This window comes from Bartonella heixiaziensis (assembly GCF_046245125.2).
Classification (GTDB): Bacteria; Pseudomonadota; Alphaproteobacteria; order Rhizobiales; family Rhizobiaceae; genus Bartonella; species Bartonella heixiaziensis.
The window spans coordinates 148,875-172,999 of sequence record NZ_CP176404.1 but is presented as its reverse complement, the minus strand read 5'-3'; the positions used below and the strand labels follow the sequence as shown (position 1 = coordinate 172,999).

Genomic DNA, 24,125 nt, shown 5'->3' with positions numbered 1-24,125 from the left:
TATGCGTGATATGATGAGCATGATGAAAAAAGCCAAAGAAGTGCAAGAAAAAATGCAGAAAATTCAAGAAGAAATGGCGAATTTGCAAATAAGTGGTGTTTCCGGTGGTGGACTTGTCAGCGTTACATTAAACGGCAAGAATACCATAACCGCAATCAAAATTGACCCTTCATTACTCAAACCTGAGGAAGCTGAAATTCTTGAAGATCTCGTCATGGCAGCCCATAATGAAGCCAAAACAAAAATTGAAATAGCTATGGAAGAAAAAACCAAAAGCATGACTGAAGGGCTACCTCTCCCGTCAGGTTTCAAACTTCCGTTCTAATGAACTGGATTTACCCAATCCCTTGGAATAAGAGTATGTCTAAACACATTGCAGGACCTGAGATTGAGCGTCTTATTCAGCTTTTAGCGCGGATACCAGGCCTTGGTCCACGTTCGGCACGCCGTGCTGCGCTTCATCTCATCAAAAAAAAAGAGATATTGCTGGAACCTTTAGGAGCAGCAATACAAGCAGCTATAGACAAAGTCTGCATCTGTTCGGTTTGTGGAAATGTAGATACAACTGACCCTTGTTCGATTTGTACAGATCCTCGTCGTGATGATACAACGATTATTGTCGTTGAAGATATTGCTGATCTTTGGGCCCTTGAGCGCGCAAGAATTTTAGCCGCACGTTATCATGTCTTAGGTGGCCGGCTCTCCCCATTAGATGGGATAGGACCTGATGAGCTCAATATCACCTCTTTAATACAGCGTGTTGTGCAAAATCCAATTACAGAGATTATTCTAGCCGTGAATGCTACGGTTGAAGGACAAACAACAGCTCACTACATCACTGATCAGCTCACCAATTGTTCAGTTAAAATTACGCGGCTTGCCCATGGAGTACCCGTGGGAGGCGAACTGGATTATCTTGATGATGGAACTTTGGCAGCCGCTTTACAGGCAAGAACCAATCTTTAAAACTCGCTTCTAATGCCCGTTGTTTCTTCTTACTTGCTATTGTTTCTTTTTATGGGGGAATATTAAAATGGCAAAGAAAAAACTTTCACTTGTGAATAATTTTGGTCCAGGTGTTCTAGTATGCCTGCTCATATCTGCCTTAGCTTATGGTTTAGAAGTGATAGAAAAACAGTTTTTCGCAGAAGCGTGGCTTGAAAGTCTTGTTTTGGCAATTCTCTTAGGATCAATTACCCGTAGCTGTTTTAATCTGCCAAAATATTTCCAAAAAGGTATAAACTTTTGTGCAAAAACACTTCTTGAAATTGCTATTGTTCTTTTAGGGACAAGCATTAGCATCCATGCTGTTCTTTCAGCCGGTTGGAATTTGCTTGCAAGCATCGTATTCGTTATATTTATAACGATCCTCATTAGTTTTGTTATAGGCAGACTTTTTGGACTTTCTGCAAATTTAGCAATGCTGGTCGCTTGTGGTAATGCCATTTGTGGCAATTCAGCAATTGTTGCAACTGCTCCTGTCATTCATGCCAAACATGAAGATGTAGCGGCAGCAATTGCTTTTACCGCTCTTTTAGGGGTTCTCATTATTTTATTTCTCCCTTTTTTACATCCACTTTTGAATTTATCATTTAACCAATACGGTGTGCTTGCAGGCATGGTTGTTTATGCTGTACCACAGGTCTTAGCAGCAACAGCGCCAATATCTTTCGCGAGCGTTCAAATTGCAACAATTGTCAAGTTGGTGCGGGTTTTAATGTTGGGCCCTGTTATTTTTATCCTATCCATCATTTATCGTCGATCAGCACAAACCCATTTTCGTCTACACACTCTCATCCCATGGTTTATCATCGGTTTTATTATCATGATGCTTATTCGTTCAAGCGAGCTTATTCCTGAAACGGCTATAAACCCGATCAGACTTATTGCTCAACTGTTCACAGTCATTTCAATGGCAGCTTTAGGATTAGGTGTTGATATCCGCTCATTGAAAAAAGCAGGAGGGCGCGTTATTTTAGCTTCAACTTCCTCCATACTTCTTCTCGGCGTTTTTAGCCTTATCATGATAGGATTGATTGATCTGAACCAGATAATATTTTGAAATAGCAATCTTAAATAGTTTCTCTTTTTTCAACGTGGCATACAATGAGCCAAAAGATTTGCCAATATTGGCGCCATCTTTTTCCTAAATTAGGTCGAAATACTAAGAAATTCTCTCTCATTCTATTAAAAAATCGAATGCATTTTAATATGGGGTAGAAAACTATCAAATTACTTTTTCAACTGGTTTTTTTTATACGCAATCGCTTGCAGCTCAGCAACATATTGCTTACCTAACTCATCAACAAACCCTATTCTAAACAAAATCAAGTTTTTACAAAAGATTAATGGAGTATGCTCTTATTGATATTGAGAAAAAATGAATATAACCTCATGATTTTTTCTCTTCAAGTGGTTGTTATTTACTCTGCTCTTGCAACAGAGCATAATGAAAATTAAATACCTCACATTAAATAAAAAAGAGTAAAAAATACAGCAGGCCTTTTGTTTATCATATTATTCAACTACAATATTTTCATGCTTATCCTTGCTATAGACACAGCTTCAATCTATTGCGCCGTTGCGCTCATTCGTCATAAAACTGTCATTGCACGGGTCAGCGAACATATGAACAAAGGACATGCTGAAAAACTTATTGGATACATTACACAAGTAACTGACCAAGCAAATATTACTCTTAATCAAGTTGATCGTATTGCTGTCAACATTGGACCTGGATCATTCACCGGTGTGCGCGTAGGTGTTTCAACAGCAAGAGCTTTAGCACTAGCACTAGAAATACCAGCTATTGGAGTCAGTGCACTGGAAGCATTAGCAGCACAAGCAGAAAATAAAAACACTACATTAGCAATCACCGTTGTCATAGAAGCCGGTAGAGAGATGTTTTACCATCAAGATTTCAACGAAGATCTCATCCCTTTGGGGGCGCCTAGTTTAAAAACAATCGAAAATATCATCGAAGATTTACCTCAGCAAACGAGGCTCACCGGTCCGGCTGCTCATGTCGTTGCGCTGTATATTAAAAACAATCAGATAAACAAAAAAGTTGTACTAGATCAAAGCTTATGCGAAACAGCTGATATTGTCAGCTATGCTCATCTTGCTGCAAACAAACAACCACAAAAACGCCCCCATCCGCTCTATCTACGCAATGCTGATGCCAAACAACAAACCGCTTTTGCTTTACCACGAAAAAAATAATGTCCAAATTTGCATTAACAAAAAAGCATTTTCTGATTGCTCAGTTACAAGCAGATGACAGCGCTTCCCTTACTCAAATTCATCAGCATTGTTTTATCCCTGCTTGGGAAAAACAGGCATTTGATCATTTCTTACAAGATCACTCTATCTTCGGATACAAAGCCTCTCTCATTCAGAAACCTGATACAATCTTAGGCTTTTGCCTCTGCCGTCTCATTCTTGACGAAGCAGAAATCATCACAATTGCTGTTCAACCTCATTATCGTCGACAAGGAATTGGACACCTGCTTATCGATAGTACACTTCACCATCTTCAGCACAAAAACGCTATAAAACTCTTCCTAGAAGTAGAAGAAACGAATGTTTCTGCTTTAAACCTTTATCAATGTTTCAAATTTCAAAAAATTTCCAAACGTCCTGCATACTACAAGTCTAAAAACAGCCGCATAGATGCAATCATCATGCAAAAAACTTTTAAGCAAACAGATTGAGATTTGCATAAAAAACATTTAGATATGCGTTATGAAACAAGAAAATCCTAAAAATACGCCCCCTGTTGCTCCTAAAAAGGTTTTTATCAAAACCTATGGGTGTCAAATGAATGTTTATGACAGCCAACGAATGACTGATAGTCTCAGTTCACAAGGTTATATCACTACACAAACGCCAAATGATGCTGACCTTATTCTTGTCAATACCTGCCATATCCGTGAAAAAGCAGCAGAAAAACTCTATTCTGATCTTGGACGCTTGCGGGTCATGCGTCAAGAACGTACGCCTGATAACCCCTTGATGGTTGGTGTGACCGGTTGTGTTGCACAAGCGGAGGGACGTGAAATTTTGCGTCGTTCTCCAATAGTGGATCTTGTCATTGGCCCGCAGATGTATCATCGCTTGCCGGACTTATTAGAACAAAGCAAACAAGGGAAAAAAATTGTTGCAACAGACTATGCTGTTGAGGATAAATTTGCTCATTTTCCCCCTCATAATAAACGTGCTGTAAGAAAACGAGGTGTTAGTGCATTTTTAACAGTACAGGAAGGCTGTGATAAATTTTGTACTTTTTGTGTTGTTCCCTACACACGGGGTGCCGAAATATCGCGATCTGTCGAGCAAATTACCGAAGAAGCCCGTCAACTCATTGAAGCTGGCGTCAAGGAAATTACACTCTTGGGACAAAATGTAAATGGTTGGCATGGACAAAGTGCTAATGGTAAGACTTGGCGTCTTGGTGATCTTCTCTATCATCTCGCCAAACTGGACGGTTTAAAGCGTCTACGTTACACAACAAGCCATCCACGTGATATGGATGACAGTCTTATTGCTGCACACAGAGATCTTGATATCTTAATGCCTTATCTGCATCTCCCTGTTCAATCGGGTTCGGATCGCATCTTAAAAGCAATGAACCGCCAACACAAAAGCGTTCATTATCTTCATCTTATCGAAAAAATTCGTACCGCACGACCCGATATTGCTTTTTCAGGCGATTTTATTGTAGGATTTCCGGGAGAAACAGATGAAGATTTTGAAGAGACCATTAAACTTATTAAACAAGTGCAATACAGTTCAGCCTATTCTTTCAAATATTCACCTCGACCTGGAACAATTGGTGCAACAATGAAAAATCATGTTGATGAAGCTGTAAAAGATGCTCGGCTTCAACATTTACAAATCCTTCTCCTCGAACAGCAAAATGCATTTTTGCGCTCTAAAATTGGTCAAACAACAGATGTTCTCATCGAAAAAGCCGGCCGTCATTCCGGACAAATGGTAGGTCGCTCACCTTGGCTTTTACCTGTAGTTGTAGATACAGAGGCCTCTACAGGAACTGTAATGCCAATTCATATTAAAAATGCAAGCTCAAATAGTTTTGTCGGTGAAACAGCAAATGCGGCAAATGTGTAGATATATCTCTGATATCTTATTTAAAATAGAGATTTTAGAAAACTTTTTTATTTTTGAAATAAAATGATCACACTTCAAATTTACACTCTATACTAAAGAGTAGTTGTTTTTTATAAAATTTACTCAAAAAGTGTACAACGTTTAGCAGATATGGGAGAATAGGTTGAAAGATTCAACCGAAAAATTAAAGCACGTTAAAGAGAAAATGAGTGTTTTCCCTGAAGATACCGTTATCTCAGAAAAAGCAACCGCATCAGATATTCATCATATTATTTTAATTTTTGAAAATAATAAATATGCGAAAGCAGTATTTGGTAAATTCGATGAAAATCTTGCTTATATCGAACAAAAACTCGGGCTTAGTATCCATCCACGCGGCAATGAAGTTTTAATCCATGGAAAAACTACCGCCACAAAACACGCCCAATATGTGTTACAGCAACTTTATGAACGCGTTAAAACACATCAAGAGCTCACTTTATCGGATATAGAAGGAGCTCTTGCCATGGCAAACTTACCACACAAACAACAAGAATTGCCAACAAAAAAACAACCTGCAACAAAGCGTATACTAGCGCGGTTGGGTACCCATAAAAAAACTATCCATGCTCGAACTCCAACACAAGATGCTTACATACACGCAATGGAACGCACTGAACTTGTTTTTGGCATAGGACCGGCAGGAACAGGCAAAACATATCTTGCTGTTGCTCATGCTGCAATGCTTTTAGAGCGTGGTATCATTGAACGAATTATCCTTTCACGTCCAGCCGTTGAAGCTGGAGAACATCTTGGTTTTCTCCCCGGTGATCTCAAAGAAAAAGTCGATCCATATTTACGTCCACTTTATGACGCCCTCTATGATATGATGCCCGTCGAAAAAGTAGAACGTATTTTAGCTTCTGGTGTCATAGAAATTGCTCCTCTTGCTTTCATGCGTGGACGAACACTTACTCATGCAGCTATTATTCTTGATGAGGCGCAAAATACTACGCCCATGCAAATGAAAATGTTTCTCACACGTCTTGGGGAAGGAGCACGCATGATCGTTACCGGTGATGTAAGCCAAATTGATTTGCCTACAGGACAAAAATCAGGTTTAATCGAAGCAATACGCATTCTTTCAAATGTAGAAAATATCGCAATTATTCGTTTTGATGAAAAAGATGTTGTGCGCCATCCTCTTGTTACCGCTATTGTCCATGCTTATGCTCGTGATTCTGGAGCACAAAACAAAGAAATGCCACTTTCACACGGTGCATCAAAAAAGTGAATTTGATTTGTCATGATTACTATTGATATAACTGTTGAAGGCACGGAGTGGAATGATAAAAAAATGCTTTATAATATCACTGAAAAAGCATTAAAAACGACAATGCATCATGTTTCATTGGAAAATGTTGTAAGCGAAATCAGCCTGCTTTTTACAGATGACAAACATATGGCAAAGATCAATGCACTCTGGCGCAATAAAAATAACCCCACAAATGTGTTATCTTTTCCTGCTTTTCCCCTTAAAGCTGGAGATCCTCCTCAAAACATGCTTGGTGATATTATTATTGCGCGAGAAACTGTTGTTCTTGAAGCAGAAAAAGAAGGAAAATCATTTCAGGACCACTTAACGCATATGATTGTCCATGGCGTCCTCCATCTTCTTGGCTATAATCATGAAACAGATGATGAAGCATATCACATGGAAACACTCGAAAGAGAAATTCTGCAAAAACTTTCCATAAAGGATCCTTATGCTGAATTGTCTTAACAATATCATAATCCTAAAATTTAAAGCACCTTATGCCTCTATTATAAAAGAAGTCTAGAAAATTTAAAAACCATGGCACACAAAGTAAATGCACCCAATAATAATCAACCATCCTCTCATATTGAAGAACATCCCTCTCCAAAAACAAATCATACGGAAAAAAATTCTTTGATGAGTCATTTGTTTTCATTTTTACGTGGACGCAATTATACGTCACTACGCGATGATCTTACCGTTGCGCTCACAGCTGATAATGAAAAGGACACCGCCCTCTTCTCACCTGAAGAACGTACTATGCTGCAAAATATTTTACGCTTGCGTGAAGCACGCATTGATGATGTTATGATCCCACGTTCTGAAATCGAGGCATTGGAAATAAACACCCCTCTTGGGGAAGCCCTTAAATGTTTTGCAAAAATTGGACATTCTCGCATCCCTGTTTATGCTGAAACCTTAGATGATCCGCGAGGAATGATCCATATCCGCGATATCCTTAATTATATAACGCGCTTTATTATACAATCAGTCCAAACAGAGAAAACGTTCGATTCATTGCAGTTAAACCACGCAGATTTACATACTCCAATCGGTGAGTTAGACCTAATTCGAACAGTTCTCTTCGTTCCTAGCTCCATGCTTGCAAACCAATTACTGACACGAATGCAGGCCACACGAACACAAATGGCCTTGGTAATTGATGAACATGGGGGAACAGATGGTTTAGTTTCTATGGAAGATATTGTCGAATTGGTCGTTGGTGATATCGAAGATGAACATGATAACGTCGATAACGCTATCGTACGTGAACCCAACAATAAATGGCTCGTTGACGCAAGAACCGAACTAGAAGATGTGGAAAAAGCTCTTGGTCCTGATTTTATAGTAGGGGAATATGGTGATGAAGTCGATACTATCGGTGGTTTGATTGTCTCCATTCTTGATCGTATTCCTGCAAAAGGTGAAATTATTGAGGCAGTACCAGGCTATCGATTTCGTATTCTAGAAGCTGATAAACGTCGAATTAAGCGATTGCGTATTTTTCGTATCTCGGAGAATGAAAATTTCAAATAAAATGTCATCTCACAAGAATAGCCTCGTGTTTTCAAAAAATTTCATATTTGGTTTACTTTCCGTTACTGGTTGGAAACGACAAGCCGTGCTATTTCTGTGTGGTGCATTTACATCTTTTGCACTTCCTCCCTTTTTTTTGACGCCTCTCTGTTTTTTAACTTTTCCCATCTTCATTGTTTTGCTTGATAAAATAAATACCATCAAAAACAATAACAAACGCCTTCTGACTTACGCTTTAAGCTGTGGAGCCTTTGGCTTCGGTTATTTTCTTTGCGGACTTTGGTGGCTATGCAATGCGTTATTGACAGATCCCATTGCTTTTGGTTGGGCAGTGCCATTTGCTATTTTTTTCCCTCCCCTCTATCTTTCTCTTTATTGGTTTTTTGCCGGTTTCATTGTTGGTTGGTTATGGACAAAAGGAATAACACGCTTCTTTGTCCTAGCTTTTGTGCTGGGGCTAGCAGAATGGTTACGCGCACTCTTGTTTACAGGATTTCCTTGGAATGCCCTTGGTTATACAGCCATGCCGACTCCAATGTTCATGCAATTAGATGCAATCGTGGGACTTTATGGAATGAATATTCTTGCCGTCTTAGTCTACAGTTTGCCCACTGTTTTATTAACAAATGAAAAAAAGAAATTTGCTCTTTCTCTTTGCTTAGCGCTTATATTCCTTCACAGTGGTTTTGGATTTTATCGTCTCAATACCGCACCCAACATAGCTGATTACCAAAAAAGTAATTATTGGGTACGCATTGTTCAGCCTTCTATCCCACAACACACAAAATTGAGCAATACTATGCGAGAAGCCATACTTGCAGCGCATATGAATCTGACTGCAACATCAACAGCAGATCATAATCCAGATCCCGACTTTATCATATGGCCAGAAGCATCCATTCCTTACCTTCTCGATGAGAACTCTGATATCACAATGCACATTGCCTCTCTTCTTAAGCCCAAACAATGGGCTATTATTGGTGCTATACGTGCCAGTAATGATCCTGCCAATGCACAAACGCAATATTTTAATACCATTGCAGTCATTAACGCTAAGGGTGATATTTTAAACACTTCTGATAAACTTCACTTGGTTCCTTTTGGTGAATATCTTCCCTATCAGAATTTATTGAAAAAAATTGGATTGCACGCCCTTGCTGATAATATTGGTGGGTACAGTGCTGCAAGTGTGCGTAAAACCGTCATTATGCCGAACGGATTTTCTTATCTTCCGCTGATTTGTTATGAAGCAATATTTCCCAATGAAATGACTTTTAAAGGCTCCTCTCCTCGAGCAATCATTAATGTTACAAATGATGGATGGTTTGGCGTAACACCCGGCCCATACCAACATTTACACCAAGCGCAACTTCGTGCAGTTGAACTGGGAATCCCCCTCATACGAGCAGCAAATAATGGAATATCGGCTGTTATTGATTCTTATGGACGAATCGTTGTAGCTCTCAAACAGAATGCTGTTGGTATTATTGATTCGCCAATTCCACCATCAATCACCACCCCATAAAAAGCAATGAATACGGAATATTCTCTACTTTTATCTTATTCATTCTTATGCTATTGTGTCTCGTTTGTTTTGGTTCTACAAGACAGCTTAAATGATCGAATGCCCATGTACGGTATCATATTATACGTGCCATTAGCGTTGGGAAAAAGTGTTACATATTATTTTATTGTATGATAAATCAACCTCACATAAATCTGATGTTGATTTAGAAGTGAAGTGTTTGGAAATTTAAAGAGTTGCATTATGACCGAAACTAGAAAAAAACCCGATCCTATAGATATCTATGTCGGAACCCGCATTCGTTTACGTCGTAATATTTTAGGACTCACCCAAGAAAAACTAGGGGAAAAATTAGGCATCACTTTCCAGCAAATCCAAAAATATGAAAAAGGTACAAACCGCATTGGTGCAAGTCGCCTTCAAGCGATTGCAGAGATTATGGATGTACCTGTTTCTTATTTTTTTGATAAAGGTCTTAATACCGAACAAGTAGAAGGTTTTGCTGAAAGCGATAACAGTTTTATGGACTTCTGTTCTAGCAGTGAAGGAATTCAACTCATGCGTGCTTTCACTAATATATCTGACGCTAAAGTGCGTCGAAAAATCATTGATTTGGCAAAAGCTCTTTCTGAGGAAGATCTGACAAACAAGCTATAATAAAATATATCCTTTCTCTCACTTCTCATAAATCAGCATTGACGATTTGTCATGGGATTGGCAAATAAGGGCAACTTTAATAGAGAGTGTTGATTTTCTTTTTTGAAGGAGTTCCTATGCCGCATCAAGATTATCTTTTTACAAGTGAATCAGTATCGGAAGGGCATCCTGACAAAATTTGCGATCGTATTTCCGATGAAATCGTTGATATGATCTATCACGAAGCTCAAAAAACTGGTACCGACCCATGGCTCGTGCGAATCGCTTGTGAGACTCTCGTTAGTGTAAACCGCGTTGTTATTGCCGGTGAGGTACGTGTTCCTGATACACTTTTAAAAAAGGATAAAAATAAACAATTTATCTATGATGAAGCTGGGTTCCCACTCATTAATCCTACTCGTTTTCGTTTAGCAGCGCGCCGTGCTATTCGTGCAATTGGTTATGAACAAGTAGGCTTCCATTGGAAAACCGCTAAAATTGATGTTCTTTTGCGCCCCCAATCAGCTGACATTGCACGGGGAGTTGACAATGCTGCAGATCGACATGGCGAAGAAGGTGCTGGCGATCAGGGTATCATGTTTGGATATGCTTGTCGTGAAACACCAGATCTCATGCCCGCACCAATTTATTATGCACATAAGATTCTCAAACTTCTTGCTGAAGCCCGCCATAAAAAGGAAGGTGAAACCGGAAAATTAGGACCAGATGCTAAAAGCCAAATAACAATACGGTATAAAAATGGAAAGCCGATAGAAGTAACATCTATCGTTCTTTCAACACAGCATTTAGATGAGAGTTGGGATTCCGATAAAGTGCGTGCGGTGGTTGAGCCTTATATTCGTCAGGCTTTGCATGATATTCCTATTTCGGATCAATGCAGTTGGTACATTAACCCAACAGGAAAATTTGTTATAGGTGGCCCTCAAAGCGATGCAGGACTAACAGGACGCAAAATCATTGTTGATACTTATGGAGGCGCAGCACCCCATGGTGGAGGTGCTTTTTCAGGCAAAGATACGACAAAAGTTGATCGTGCTGCAGCTTATGCTGCACGCTATCTCGCTAAGAATATTGTTGCTGCTGATTTAGCAGAACGATGCACTATTCAACTCTCCTATGCAATTGGTGTTGCACAACCCTTGTCCATTTATCTTAATCTCCACGGAACGGGAAAAGTCGATGAAAGTGTTCTTGAAGCAGCAATCCGTAAAATAATGGACCTTTCACCAACAGGTATCCGAAAACATCTTAACCTCAATAAACCGATTTATGCAAAAACAGCTGCTTATGGTCATTTTGGACGCAAACCAAAACATGATGGTTCATTTTCATGGGAAAAAACCGACCTCATTCAAACACTTCAAACAATGATTAAAATACCATGATTTTAAAAAACGCGCGTACACGTGAAGCCTTTTTTGGTCGTCGGCACGGAAAACGGTTACGAAACTGTCAGCTTATGCGTATAAAAACGCTTCTCCCAACTCTTAACATTGATTTAAATATCCCTCCGCCTTTAAATTTGACGTCCTTATTTTTTGATAAAGTAAGAGAAATTCGGCTTGAAATTGGCTTCGGCGGAGGTGAACATTTGCTCCATGAAATGGAACATTTTCCACAAACCGGTTTTATTGGCATCGAGCCCTTCATTAATGGCATGGCAAAAATGTTAATGTCTCTTGAACAGCATGCACAGCATCAAAATCATCTCCGACTCTATGATGATGATGCCACACGCCTCCTTGATTGGCTCCCAAATGCATCACTCGATGGAATAGACCTTTTCTACCCTGATCCATGGCCTAAAAAAAAGCATTGGAAACGACGCTTCATCAACATAAAAAATCTTAATCGTTTTGCGCGCGTTCTTAAAAAAGGTAAAAAATTCCGCTTTGCCAGCGATATAGAGAGTTATGTAAACTGGACACTATACCATTTTACACACCATCACAGTTTTGAGTGGGAAGCAGAAAGCCCTCAAGATTGGACAACACCTTATCCGCTATGGACAAGCACCCGTTATGAAGCAAAAGCTCTCCGCGAAGGACGAACACCTGCCTATCTTACTTTTATCAAAAAATAAATGATGAAAGGCTTTTATTATAAACAACTTGAAAAACTTTGAATTTAAGAGTATCAATAGGTAAATTCTTGGTCTTATGATGAGGAGTGGGCCGTTCGGACCCGCTCTTTTTTATGTCATAAAACTTGATGAAGCTAACTTGGATAAAGTGTATGAGCGAAACTGGAAGAATAAGCGATATTGATGAACCTCGTCTATTTGAAGAAAACGGTATCGAAGCACAGGTTACTGCTCTTGTTACACCATTGCTTAAGCCTTTAGGTTTTCGTTTGGTTCGCGTAAAGCTCCTTGGGCAAAATGGTTCAACACTTCAAATTATGGCTGAACGCACTGACGGATCCATGACAATAGAAGATTGCGAAATTGTTAGTCGAACTGTTTCACCTCTTCTTGATGTACAAAATGTTATTGAACGCAAATATCATTTAGAAATTTCATCTCCTGGTATTGATCGTCCACTGGTAAGAAAATCTGACTTTTTTCATTGGCAAGGGCATCTTGCAAAAATTGAAACTAAAATAACAATTGATGGACGCCGAAAATTTCGTGGGATACTCGCAAATATTACGCAAGATGGCTTTACCTTAAACACCGATAAAGCGGCCTATGGAGAAGCCATGTATATTCCTATTCTTTTTGATGACATCATCGATGCACACTTGGTGCTTACAGATGAACTTATTCGCGATGCGTTGAAAAAAAATAAAGATTTAAGTCAACAATTCATTCCAGAAGATAATCTTAGTATCTCAAAACAGGCACAAAATCATAAGAAGTAATATCACTGGATATCAATGCCCATCGTGTGGCACAAAGAAGGAGAGAATCGATGGCTACAAGCGCTAACAGGCTTGAAATTCTGCAAATTGCAGATGCTGTTGCACGTGAAAAGTCGATTGACCGTGAAATTGTCATTTCTGCGATGGCTGATGCTATTCAGAAAGCGGCGCGTTCTCGTTATGGTCAAGAAACCAATATCCGTGCTGAGATCAATTCAAAAACAGGCGAGATTAAGTTACAACGTTTGCTTAAAATTGTTGATATCGTTGAAGATTATACAACAGAAATTACTTTATCTGATGCGCTTAAACGCCAAGCGGATGCAAAAATTGGTGAGTTTTTTTTCGACCTTTTGCCTCCCATGGATTTTGGACGCATTGCAGCGCAATCTGCTAAACAAGTTATTGTCCAAAAGGTGCGTGATGCAGAGCGTGATCAACAATACGAAGAATTCAAAAATAAAATTGGTGAAATTATTTCCGGTACAGTAAAACGTGTGGAATATGGCAATGTTATCGTCGATTTAGGACGGGGTGAAGCTATTGTGCGACGTGATGAATTAATTCCACGTGAATCCTTCCGCTATGGAGATCGTATTCGTGCTTTTGTTAATGATGTGCACCGCGAATCGCGAGGTCCGCAAATTTTTCTTTCACGTACGCATCCGCAATTTATGGTAAAACTTTTTACCATGGAAGTGCCAGAAATCTACGATGGTATTATAGAAATTAAATCTGTTGCCCGTGATCCAGGTTCACGTGCTAAAATCGCTGTTGTCTCACGTGATGGTTCAATTGATCCCGTTGGAGCATGTGTTGGAATGCGCGGAAGTCGCGTTCAGGCTGTTGTTGCAGAATTACAAGGCGAAAAAATTGATATTATTCCTTGGTCCCCTGATGCTGCAACTTTTATCGTCAATGCACTCCAACCTGCTGAAGTTTCCAAAGTCGTCCTCGATGAAGATGCAGAGCGTATCGAAGTTGTCGTCCCTAATGATCAGCTCAGTCTTGCTATTGGTCGGCGTGGGCAAAATGTTCGTTTAGCTTCGCAACTAACAGGCTGGAATATTGATATTTTAACGGAACAAGAAGAATCTGAAAACCGTCAAAAAGAATTTACTGAACGTAGTAAGCTGTTTATGGAATCTTTAGATGTTGACGAAATGATCGGCCAGGTTATGGCATCAGAAGGTTTCTCTTCCATTGAAGAAGTCGCCTATATTGATCTTGAAGAAATCGCTTCCATTGATGGTTTTGATCATGAAACTGCAACTGAAATCCAAAGCCGTGCGCGTGAATATCTAGAACGCAAAGAAAAAGAACTTGATGAAAAACGCAAAAAACTCGGTGTCTCTGATGAATTGCGAATACTTCCTGGAATGACAAGTGCTATGTTGGTTGCTATTGGTGAAGATGGTGTGAAAACTATGGAAGATTTTGCGGGCTATGCAGTCGATGACTTGGTTGGCTGGAGAGAACGTAAGGAAGGTCAAACACAGAGTTTTTCCGGTATCTTTACCCCATTTGAGATTACACGAGCAGATGCAGAAGCTATGGTTTTAGCTGCACGTGTACAAGCAGGCTGGATAGATAAAGCTGATCTTATTCCAGAAAATCCTGCAGAAAGTGAAAGTTCTGTAGAGAACAAAAAAATAGATAATTTGGATGTGGATACACTTTAAATGAATGAACGGACCTGCATTGTAACAAGAAAAAATGCTTCAGCTAAAACGCTGATCCGTTTTGTTATTGGTCCCAATAATCAAATTGTCCCTGACCTTAAATCCAATCTGCCTGGGCGCGGTGTCTGGGTTTTATCACACCGCTCTGTAATTGAGGAAGCGATCAAACGGAAAGCTTTTAACAAAAGTTTTAAAACAGATGTTGAAGTTGCGTCAAATCTTGCGCATATTGTGGATACACTTTTGTTAAAAGCGGCTCTTGGAAGCCTTTCCATAGCACGAAAAGCAGGTGCTGTTGTAATGGGAGCAACAAAAGTTGATGCAGCTATCCGCTCTGGTCAAGTCATCCTTGTGCTTCATGCCAAAGAAGCTACAGAAAATGGAAAGCAGAAAATTTCACAAGCCATCCATACAATACAGAAACAAACAAATCAGACCATAGAAACCATATCTTTATTTACAAGTGATGACATGAGCGTGGCTTTTGGAGCTAATCCTGTGATACACGCGGCCTTATTAAATATGAAGGCTGCAGAAGGGTTTCTCAAAACAGTACACAAGCTGATCGCATACCGTGATGACAAACACTATAAGCCTGGTGATAGGACGGCACAAGCCGTGAAGGAAATACAATGAGTGAAAATGATAACGACAAAATAACAGTCAAGAGGACATTAACCTTAAAGCGGTCAGTGCTAGAAACCAGCACGGTCAAGCAAAATTTTAGTCATGGCCGTACAAAGGCTGTCGTCGTCGAAACTAAGCGGCGCAAAATTACGCGGCCTGATGAAAGACCTGAAATATCACAACCAATTACTAAGCCACATGTAGCTCCCCAACGCACTAAACCACGATTTGAAGAAGCTAAGCCAAGTGAGACTATGGCCAAAAGTAGTCTTTCATCGGCTGAAATGGAAGCAAGACTTCGCGCGTTAGAAGAAGCACATATCCAAGAAAGAATAACGCGTGAAAAAGCCGAAGAGCAAGCAAGACTCGCCAAAGAGCGTGAAGAAAATTTGCAGCAGGCAATTCAAGAAACTGAAATACATCAGGAAGAAGAAAACCAAAGCCCTACAGTACAAACTTCACCTCTTCCCCCTGCTCACTCTCAAATAGAACAGATAGATATCCCTATCACACCTAAAAATATAACTGGAATTGAAAAACGTAAAACAGATGAACCTAAAGATGACGATCGACATAGCCGACGCGCTAATCCTGCTAAGTCAGAAGTACGTACACCCAAAGTGATAAAAGGTGCCGATGAGCGACGTCGTGGAAAACTCACCCTTAATAGTGCATTAGACGAAGAAGGAAGTGCACGTGGGCGTTCAATGGCTGCAATGCGCCGTAGGCAAGAAAAATTTAAACGCGCGCAAAACCAAGAACCAAAAGAAAAAATTTCTCGCGAGGTTATTCTTCCTGAAACCATCACCATTCAAGAACTCGCACAGCGCATGACTGAACGTTCCGTTGATGTGATTAAATTTCTGATGAAACAGGGACAAATGATGAAACCCGGAGACGTTATTGATGCAGATGTTGCCGAGCTTATCGCTGTTGAATTCGGCCATACTGTTAAACGTGTCTTAGAATCTGATGTAGAAGAAGGCATCTTTAATATAACTGATAATCCTGAAAAAATGCAGCAACGTCCACCGGTTGTAACAATTATGGGCCATGTTGACCACGGAAAAACTTCTCTTCTCGATGCTATTCGAAAAGCGAATGTTGTTTCTGGTGAAGCTGGGGGCATTACACAACATATTGGTGCTTATCAAGTAGAACAAAACGGTCAAAAGATTACCTTTATTGATACACCTGGGCATGCCGCCTTTACAGCTATGCGTGCTCGTGGAGCTCGTGTTACGGATATTGCCGTTCTGGTTGTAGCCGCAGACGACAGTGTCATGCCGCAAACGATTGAATCAATTAATCATGCTAAAGCTGCTGGTGTGCCCATTATTGTTGCTATCAATAAAATTGATAAACCCGCTGCTGATGCTCAAAAAGTGCGTACAGAACTTCTACAACATGAAGTGTTTGTTGAAACCATGGGTGGAGAAACTCTGGAAGTTGAAGTCTCCGCTAAAACGGGACAAAACCTTGACAAACTTCTCGAAGCTATTCTCCTTCAAGCTGAAATTCTTGATCTGAAAGCAGATCCAAAACGAACTGCAGAAGGCGTTGTTATTGAAGCTAAACTGGATCGAGGACGTGGATCTGTTGCAACAGTTCTTGTTCAAAAAGGCACATTGCATCCTTCTGATATTATCGTTGCAGGCAATGAATGGGGCCGCGTACGTGCCTTGATTGATGATCATGGTCGCCATATTAAAGAAGCGCTCCCCTCTACACCCATAGAAATTTTGGGCATGCAGGGAACACCTCAAGCTGGTGACCGTTTTGCTGTTGTTACGCATGAAGCAAAGGCACGGGAAATTTCTGAATATCGTCAGCGATTAGCACGTGATAAAGCTGTAGCTCGCCAAACGAGTTCTCGCGGTTCTCTTGAACAGATGATGACCAAATTACAAACTTCAGGTGTTAAAGAGTTTCCTCTTATTATTAAAGGAGATGTGCAGGGATCAATTGAAGCAATTGCCTCAGCATTAGAAAAAATGGGGAATGAAGAGGTGCGTGCGCGCATTGTACATTCTGGTGCTGGAGGTATTACTGAAAGTGATATTTCTCTTGCTGAAGCTTCTAACTCAGCTGTGATTGGCTTTAATGTTCGAGCCAATAAACAAGCGCGTGATTTTGCTAAAACACAAGGAATTGAAATTCGCTATTATAATATCATTTATGATCTTGTTGATGATATAAAAGCTGCCATGTCAGGATTACTCTCACCAGAGCAGCGCGAAACTTTCCTTGGTAATGCCGAAATTTTGGAAGTCTTTAACATTACAAAAATTGGAAAAGTCGCTGGGTGCCGCGTTACAGAAGGTAAGATAGAAAGAGGAGCGGGTGTCCGCCTTATCCGCGATAATATTGTCATTCACGAAGGAAAGCTTAAAACACTCAAGCGCTTCAAAGATGAAGTTAATGAGGTACAAAGTGGTCAAGAATGTGGAATCGCATTCGAAAACTATGAAGATATGCGTGCAGGAGACATTATTGAAATCTTCCGTGTCGAACATATTAATCGCACATTATAAAATAATCCAATGCCTTTATTCGTTCGTAAAATGAAAAAAGTTGGAGTATGGGCAATTGTTCTTTCTTATCCTTTAAAGTGATAAAGGAAAGAGGAGTTGTAACAAGGTAAGGCTTTCATGAAAAATGCAAATCCATCACAACGGCAATTAAGAGTCGGAGAACAAGTACGCCACGCGTTAGCTCATACGCTACAGCGAGGTATTTTACTTGACGATACCTTGAAAAATATTGTGATTTCTATCTCTGAAGTACGCATGTCACCAGATTTGAAAATTGCTACCTGCTTTGTTTCTCCTCTCAGCACTCTTGAACATGCTTCTCACGTTGATGTTATTAATGTCCTCAATAAACATAGTCGCTTTATCCGTGGAGAAATAAGTCATTCGTTGCGACAAATGAAATACATGCCTGAACTGCGTTTTCGACTTGATAGCAGTTTTGATAATTTTTCAAAAATTGACACCCTGCTCCGCTCTCCTGAGGTAGTACGTGATCTTCATCGTACTGATGAACATGAGGATTGAAAAAACATGACACGGCAACGCAAAAAAAAAGGGCGGTCTGTTTCTGGCTGGGTCATATTTGATAAACCAAAAGGAATGAGATCAACAGAAGCTGTCTCACAAATCAAATGGCTCTTTCATGCACAAAAAGCAGGACACGCTGGTACACTTGATCCACTTGCTTCTGGTCTCCTACCAATTGCATTAGGCGAAGCAACCAAAACTGTTCCCTACGTTATGCAAGGTACAAAAACCTATCGTTTTCAAATCGCTTGGGGAGAAGAGCGCTCAACAGACGATCTAGAGGGTGAAATAACGAAAACATCTCTCAAACGTCCAACTCAAGAAGAGATATTCGCCCTTCTGCCTAAATATACAGGTGTTATTGTGCAAACACCTCCACAATTTTCAGCAATCAAAATTGCTGGTAATCGTGCCTACGATCTAGCGCGTGAAGGTCAAGTTGTTGAAATTTCCCCACGTCAAGTGGAAATAGAAACTTTCAAATTGATCGAAAGCACTAGCAAAGAATATTCCGTCTTTGAAATAACCTGCGGAAAAGGAACCTATGTACGCTCCTTAGCACGCGATATGGGACGTGATCTCGGTTGTTATGGGTATATTGCTGATTTAAGGCGTATTGCAGTAGCACCTTTTTATGAAAATGATCTCATTACATGGGATACGCTAGAAGCAGTAATACTAGATAAAAGTACAACAAATGAAAATAGTGTTCCTTCCCAAAAAGATTTTACAATACTTGATGAATTCTTAATTGAAACAGGTGCTGCTCTGGATTGTCTCTCTCATTATACCCTTAGTGAAACTCAAGCACAGCGAGTCATGAGAGGTAACTCAGTGTTTCTCTGTGATCACAATGCCCCCATTGATGAAGATGAGGTTTGTGTAACCTACAAAAGCAAACTTCTTGCCATAGGGACTCTTGATAAAAGTCAGTTCAAACCAAAGCGTATTTTTACAATTTAATCCGTTATTTCTCACAAAAATCTCTTGTAGAAAGATCTTTTCCTATATCGATAAAGAGAATGAAGCTCTTCTCATTTCTTTACTTTAACCTCTTATCATCAAGGTAACTGGTCAGCAGAGGGCTTTAAATGCATCTCATTGGCATGCGGTATCGTCTGCCGCTCAATCATACGGTGTATTCTTATACCGTTAGGTGCACGATTTAAGTGACGCAAAAGCTTATTCACTTCTGCATCTGCTTTTATGCGACGGTGATTATGACGCAAGTAATCTACCCATGTTGGCATATGATAAGCTTCTGTCCAATATTCAGGTCTTTCAAGATCACGTAAAAGAACCCATTGACGAGCACCATCACGTAAACGAATATGGCGACGACGTGTCATCACTTTGAGAAATTCTTCGAGATCATTTTCATGAATTTGATAATCGATCATAATCATGATCGGACCGCTTTGCGCTTTTAAATCTAGTAAAAGCTCTGGTTCTCTGAAATGATCAAGAGGATCCAAATCTATCTGAGGAATTTCTTGAATTCTAAACTTTACCCCCGCAAGAGCCCCAAAAATGAGAAATAGAGAGCAAAGACTCAAAGCAACTGTTGGAGAATAACCATCAGCCAGCCCCCCCCAAATTGCGCTTCCAACAGCCATTCCCCCATAAGATGCCGTTTGATAAAGGGCTAAGGCACGCGCAACAACCCAGCGTGGTGTAGAAAGTTGTACGGATGTATTAAACAGTGACAACGCCAAAACCCAACATAAACCAGCTGGGAATAAAGCAATATGACTTACAATTAGCGAACGGCTGATTGCTAAAAAAAAGCAGGAAAAAGCAAAACCAATAAACGCACTTGCAATAATCGTCTCTAAACGAAAATAATGCCGTACAGATGAGTTAATAATACCAGCGGTCATTGCTCCTAGGCCAAAACAACCGAGTAATGTACCATAAAGAAGTGCACTGCCCTCGAGAACTTTATGCACAACAATTGGTAAGAGTGCTAAAATCGAAATCGCCCCAATACCAAACAGGAACGCCCTCACCATAATATTAAGAAGATTAGGCGACATCGCAACATAACGCAAACCATCCGAGACAGCCCCTAAAAGTCTCTCCCGCGGCAATGTATTGTTTTTATAGCTCTGTTTCCATAAAAACAAAGCACCAATTAAAGGAATGTAACTTATCGCATTGAATAAAAAAGCTGCGGCTGCACCTAAAGTGGCAATGACGGCACCACCAATAGCAGGACCTACACTACGCATCAAATTAAAACCGACACTATTCAGACTAACGGCAGCAGGAATATTCTCCCTGCTCACAATATCTCCTATTGTTGCTTGCCAAGAAGGATTATAAAATGCAGTGCCGCACCCAATCAAAAAAGTAAAGCATAACAAAAGCCAAGGTGTTAACCCCCCCAGATAGGCTAAAACAGCCAGAATCATTGATATAATCATCATTATAATCTGCGCGCACAACATAATTTGACGCCGATTAAAATTGTCAGCTAATGCCCCTGCCATAAGAGAAAAGATAACAAGTGGTAACGTTGTAGCACTTTGAACGAGCCCAACCATAGAATGCGAAGAACTAATCAACGCCATTAACCAACCTGCTCCTACTGCCTGTATGAGCCCTCCTAAATTAGAAATGAGAGTGGACGTCCATAAATTTCGAAATACCGAATTACGAAAAAGCTTTAATATTGAAATGCTTTGCATTTTTTGCCTCCAAATCGGTATTCTATCGCTTTTTGTTACCAAATACATTCTGTAAAACAGCAATCTTTGTGTCAAAAGGATGCATAATTCTTTAAAAAATTCCCATAAAACATCCTTAAAATCAATCTTTCAAAACATAACCCTTTATAAAGAAGCTCTTCAAGTTGCTTTCGAGGACTAGCATTTTAACCTTCTTTCCTATATAAATGCTAGAGCAGGCGAGAGTCTTTGACTCTTCTTGTTTTATCATAGACCCTTGCTGAACGACATCTCGGCTATGGGTGGCTTTTGTTTCTTCGTTTTTTTGAAAGGATAATACGATGTCGATTACAGCTGAACGTAAACAAGCTCTTGTCGCGGAATACGCAAATAAGGTTGGTGATACAGGATCACCGGAAGTGCAGGTTGCTGTACTTTCTGAACGTATTTCTAATTTGACTAACCATTTCAAATCTCACAAAAAGGATAATCATTCTCGTCGTGGTCTTTTGAAGATGGTGTCTCAGCGCCGTCGCCTGCTTGATTACCTTAAAGGAATTGACCAAAATCGTTACCAAACACTTATCAGGAAGTTGGGTTTGCGTCGCTAAAAGAAAAATGGGTGGAGAGTCTTTCTAAAAAAATCCACCCACTTTTCTAATTTGCTGCTTTTCGTTAAAAACTTTAAAAACTGATGAGTAACCATCATGGGGCAGGATTGCTAGTTGCTTCGCGTTTAAATTGCGATTTATTCTTCTCTTTTCGCGAAAAAACAGAAGTGTCTTGTTGTCCTGCCCATAGCTTTAAAATATGCTACGCAAAACCAGAATGTGAACACTTAAAGATGTGAACACTGGTCATTAAGGATAAAAAATGTTCAAAACGCACAAAATAGAAATTGAATGGGCTGGACGGCAACTCACCCTTGAAACAGGAAAAATAGCGCGTCAAGCTGATGGTGCAGTGATTGCTACCTACGGTGAAACCATTGTCTTAGCAACCGTTGTTTCGGCAAAAACTCCAAAACCAGATCAAGATTTTTTTCCACTTACCGTTAATTATCAAGAAAAATCCTATGCTGTTGGTAGAATACCTGGTGGTTATTTAAAACGTGAAAGCAGGCCAACCGAAAGTGAAACTTTGATTTCACGTTTGATCGATCGTCCAATTCGTCCGCTCTTTGCCAACGGTTATAAAAATGATACGCAAGTGATTGTTTCTGTTATACAACATGATCTCGAGAATAATCCCGATATCCTCGCGATGATTGCATCTTCTGCCGCATTAACCCTCTCAGGTGTTCCTTTCATGGGCCCCATTGCTGGTGCCCGTGTCGGTTACTGTAACGGACAATACGTTCTCAATCCCCATATTGATGAAATGCCTGAATCAAAACTTGATCTTGTTGTTGCCGGAACAGAAAGTGCTGTATTGATGGTTGAATCAGAAGCACAAGAATTGCCTGAAGATATCATGTTAGGTGCAGTTATGTTCGGACACAAAGGCTTTCAACCCGTTCTTGATGCCATTATCAAGCTTGCCGAAGTTGCTGCAAAGGATCCACGTGATTTCATTCCAGAAGATCTCTCTGATCTTGAAAAGGCTATGTTAGAAATGGCTGAACAAGACATACGAAAAGCTTACACAATTACTGACAAACAGGAACGGTATGCTGCGATTGATGCACTTAAAACAGAAGTGCTCAATAAATTTATGCCAGAAACGGAAGAAGACTGTCAATTCAGTGCAGAGCAAATTGCAACCGTTTTCAAACAGTTGCAAGCAAAAATTGTTCGCTGGAATATTCTTGATACGAAAAAGCGTATTGATGGACGTGACCTTTCAACAGTACGCCCTATCCAATCAGAAGTTGGTATTTTGCCTAGAACACATGGATCAGCACTCTTTACCCGTGGAGAAACACAAGCAATTGTCGTTGCGACTCTCGGAACTGGAGAAGATGAACAATATGTTGACTCCTTAACGGGTATGTATAAGGAAACATTCCTCCTCCATTATAATTTTCCACCATTTTCAGTGGGTGAAACAGGGCGCCTTGGTTCTCCTGGCCGTCGCGAAATTGGGCATGGTAAACTAGCATGGCGCGCAATTCATCCCATGTTACCAACTAAGGAATCTTTTCCTTACACCATTCGTGCTGTCTCAGAAATTACAGAATCCAATGGCTCCTCTTCAATGGCAACAGTTTGCGGAACCTCACTTGCTCTCATGGATGCCGGCGTTCCTTTGGCACGCCCTGTCGCAGGTATTGCCATGGGATTGATTAAAGAAGGCGAGCGCTTTGCTATTCTGTCTGATATTTTAGGAGATGAAGATCACCTCGGAGACATGGATTTTAAAGTAGCGGGAACAGAAAATGGTCTTACTGCTTTGCAAATGGATATCAAAATTGATGGTATTACCGAAGAGATTATGAAAATCGCACTTGAACAAGCCAAAGGCGGTCGAATCCATATCCTTAATGAAATGGCTAAGGCTTTAACCAGTGCACGTGATGAACTTAGTGAATTTTCTCCACGCATAGAAGTTATGAAAATTTCTGTTGATAAAATTCGTGATGTTATCGGTTCTGGTGGTAAAGTTATTCGAGAAATCGTTGAACAAACTGGAGCAAAAATTAATATTGAAGATGATGGAACAATTAAAATTGCTTCTGCCGATGCTAAAACCATTGAAGCCGCAAAGCGTTGGATCCATTCGATTGTTGATGAGCCTGAAGTTGGTGTTATCTATCAAGGAACAGTTGTAAAAACTGCGGAATTTGGTGCATTTGTAAACTTTTTTGGCTCACGTGATGGACTCGTTCATATTTCTCAACTCACATCAGAACGCGTCACAAAAACCACAGATGTTGTTAAAGAAGGCGATAAAGTTTGGGTTAAATTAATGGGCTTTGATGAACGTGGTAAAGTTCGCTTATCGATGAAAATTGTTGACCAACAGACCGGAAAAGAAATTACCAGTGAAGACCCAATAAAAGCAGAAAAAGAAAAATGCTCGGATGAAAAAAATAAATCTGAAAACAAGCGCCGTCATAAAAAAAAGGAAGAGTAATCT

General features: G+C 40.1%; 21 protein-coding genes and 1 pseudogene. 21 read left to right on the top strand and 1 reads right to left on the bottom strand.

The window, feature by feature from the left end:
• Position 1: 1 nt before the first annotated feature.
• The 19 genes and pseudogenes from ACKC4Y_RS00595 to truB all read left to right on the top strand — a co-directional run bounded on the left by ACKC4Y_RS00595 (position 2) and on the right by truB (position 19,341).
• A complete protein-coding gene (locus ACKC4Y_RS00595) occupies positions 2-325 on the top strand; it encodes a YbaB/EbfC family nucleoid-associated protein (protein WP_409361515.1) in 324 nt (107 codons plus the stop codon).
• Between the two features lie 35 nt (positions 326-360).
• Positions 361-966, top strand: a complete 606-nt coding sequence (gene recR / locus ACKC4Y_RS00590; RefSeq protein ID WP_409361514.1) for a recombination mediator RecR — start codon at positions 361-363, stop codon at positions 964-966.
• Between the two features lie 67 nt (positions 967-1,033).
• On the top strand, positions 1,034-2,062 hold the full coding sequence (locus ACKC4Y_RS00585; protein WP_409361513.1) for a YeiH family protein: 1,029 nt from the start codon (positions 1,034-1,036) through the stop codon (positions 2,060-2,062).
• A gap of 476 nt (positions 2,063-2,538) precedes the next feature.
• The gene (tsaB, locus tag ACKC4Y_RS00580) at positions 2,539-3,222 is read left to right on the top strand and encodes a tRNA (adenosine(37)-N6)-threonylcarbamoyltransferase complex dimerization subunit type 1 TsaB (RefSeq protein WP_409362193.1); all 684 of its coding nucleotides are present in this window, start codon (positions 2,539-2,541) and stop codon (positions 3,220-3,222) included.
• On the top strand, positions 3,222-3,713 hold the full coding sequence (gene rimI / locus ACKC4Y_RS00575) for a ribosomal protein S18-alanine N-acetyltransferase (protein ID WP_409361512.1): 492 nt from the start codon (positions 3,222-3,224) through the stop codon (positions 3,711-3,713). The genes tsaB and rimI overlap by 1 nt, the downstream gene beginning before the upstream one ends.
• A 31-nt stretch (positions 3,714-3,744) precedes the next feature.
• Complete coding sequence (miaB, locus tag ACKC4Y_RS00570; protein ID WP_409361511.1) at positions 3,745-5,130, top strand: tRNA (N6-isopentenyl adenosine(37)-C2)-methylthiotransferase MiaB; 1,386 nt, start codon at positions 3,745-3,747, stop codon at positions 5,128-5,130.
• A gap of 163 nt (positions 5,131-5,293) precedes the next feature.
• Positions 5,294-6,403 carry a PhoH family protein gene (locus ACKC4Y_RS00565; RefSeq protein WP_409361510.1) on the top strand — a complete coding sequence of 370 codons (1,110 nt, stop codon included), beginning with the start codon at positions 5,294-5,296 and terminating at the stop codon, positions 6,401-6,403.
• 12 nt (positions 6,404-6,415) lie between these two features.
• The gene (gene ybeY / locus ACKC4Y_RS00560; RefSeq protein ID WP_409361509.1) at positions 6,416-6,892 is read left to right on the top strand and encodes an rRNA maturation RNase YbeY; all 477 of its coding nucleotides are present in this window, start codon (positions 6,416-6,418) and stop codon (positions 6,890-6,892) included.
• Between the two features lie 72 nt (positions 6,893-6,964).
• Positions 6,965-7,963, top strand: coding sequence for a hemolysin family protein (locus ACKC4Y_RS00555; RefSeq protein ID WP_409361508.1), 999 nt, complete (start codon positions 6,965-6,967; stop codon positions 7,961-7,963).
• A pseudogene (gene lnt / locus ACKC4Y_RS00550) lies at positions 7,947-9,583 on the top strand (apolipoprotein N-acyltransferase). Before ACKC4Y_RS00555 ends, lnt begins: the two are co-directional and overlap by 17 nt.
• 148 nt (positions 9,584-9,731) lie before the next feature.
• The gene (locus ACKC4Y_RS00545; RefSeq protein WP_409361507.1) at positions 9,732-10,145 is read left to right on the top strand and encodes a helix-turn-helix domain-containing protein; all 414 of its coding nucleotides are present in this window, start codon (positions 9,732-9,734) and stop codon (positions 10,143-10,145) included.
• 116 nt (positions 10,146-10,261) lie between these two features.
• On the top strand, positions 10,262-11,530 hold the full coding sequence (gene metK / locus ACKC4Y_RS00540) for a methionine adenosyltransferase (RefSeq protein ID WP_409361506.1): 1,269 nt from the start codon (positions 10,262-10,264) through the stop codon (positions 11,528-11,530).
• Positions 11,527-12,228 (top strand): tRNA (guanine(46)-N(7))-methyltransferase TrmB, encoded by a 702-nt coding sequence (locus ACKC4Y_RS00535; RefSeq protein WP_409361505.1) that lies wholly within the window; start codon positions 11,527-11,529, stop codon positions 12,226-12,228. The genes metK and ACKC4Y_RS00535 overlap by 4 nt, the downstream gene beginning before the upstream one ends.
• Before the next feature lie 128 nt (positions 12,229-12,356).
• Positions 12,357-13,007 (top strand): ribosome maturation factor RimP, encoded by a 651-nt coding sequence (rimP, locus tag ACKC4Y_RS00530; protein WP_409361504.1) that lies wholly within the window; start codon positions 12,357-12,359, stop codon positions 13,005-13,007.
• A 50-nt stretch (positions 13,008-13,057) separates the two neighbouring features.
• Positions 13,058-14,689: a transcription termination factor NusA gene (gene nusA / locus ACKC4Y_RS00525; RefSeq protein ID WP_409361503.1), complete on the top strand. Its 1,632-nt coding sequence runs from the start codon at positions 13,058-13,060 to the stop codon at positions 14,687-14,689.
• Positions 14,690-15,325 carry an RNA-binding protein gene (locus tag ACKC4Y_RS00520; RefSeq protein WP_409361502.1) on the top strand — a complete coding sequence of 212 codons (636 nt, stop codon included), beginning with the start codon at positions 14,690-14,692 and terminating at the stop codon, positions 15,323-15,325.
• On the top strand, positions 15,322-17,850 hold the full coding sequence (infB, locus tag ACKC4Y_RS00515; RefSeq protein WP_409361501.1) for a translation initiation factor IF-2: 2,529 nt from the start codon (positions 15,322-15,324) through the stop codon (positions 17,848-17,850). The genes ACKC4Y_RS00520 and infB overlap by 4 nt, the downstream gene beginning before the upstream one ends.
• Positions 17,851-17,967: 117 nt before the next feature.
• Positions 17,968-18,375, top strand: a complete 408-nt coding sequence (gene rbfA / locus ACKC4Y_RS00510; RefSeq protein ID WP_409361500.1) for a 30S ribosome-binding factor RbfA — start codon at positions 17,968-17,970, stop codon at positions 18,373-18,375.
• A gap of 6 nt (positions 18,376-18,381) precedes the next feature.
• The gene (gene truB, locus ACKC4Y_RS00505) at positions 18,382-19,341 is read left to right on the top strand and encodes a tRNA pseudouridine(55) synthase TruB (protein WP_409361499.1); all 960 of its coding nucleotides are present in this window, start codon (positions 18,382-18,384) and stop codon (positions 19,339-19,341) included.
• 98 nt (positions 19,342-19,439) lie between these two features.
• Here truB and ACKC4Y_RS00500 read toward each other — a convergent pair whose 3' ends face one another.
• Complete coding sequence (locus ACKC4Y_RS00500; protein WP_409361498.1) at positions 19,440-21,068, bottom strand: MFS transporter; 1,629 nt, start codon at positions 21,066-21,068, stop codon at positions 19,440-19,442.
• A 320-nt stretch (positions 21,069-21,388) separates the two neighbouring features.
• On the opposite strand from ACKC4Y_RS00500, the gene rpsO reads away from it, so the two are divergent.
• Together rpsO and pnp are read left to right on the top strand one after the other, a co-directional pair.
• The gene (rpsO, locus tag ACKC4Y_RS00495) at positions 21,389-21,658 is read left to right on the top strand and encodes a 30S ribosomal protein S15 (RefSeq protein WP_004864305.1); all 270 of its coding nucleotides are present in this window, start codon (positions 21,389-21,391) and stop codon (positions 21,656-21,658) included.
• Positions 21,659-21,920: 262 nt separating this feature from the next.
• Positions 21,921-24,122: a polyribonucleotide nucleotidyltransferase gene (gene pnp / locus ACKC4Y_RS00490; protein WP_409361497.1), complete on the top strand. Its 2,202-nt coding sequence runs from the start codon at positions 21,921-21,923 to the stop codon at positions 24,120-24,122.
• Positions 24,123-24,125: the final 3 nt, after the last annotated feature.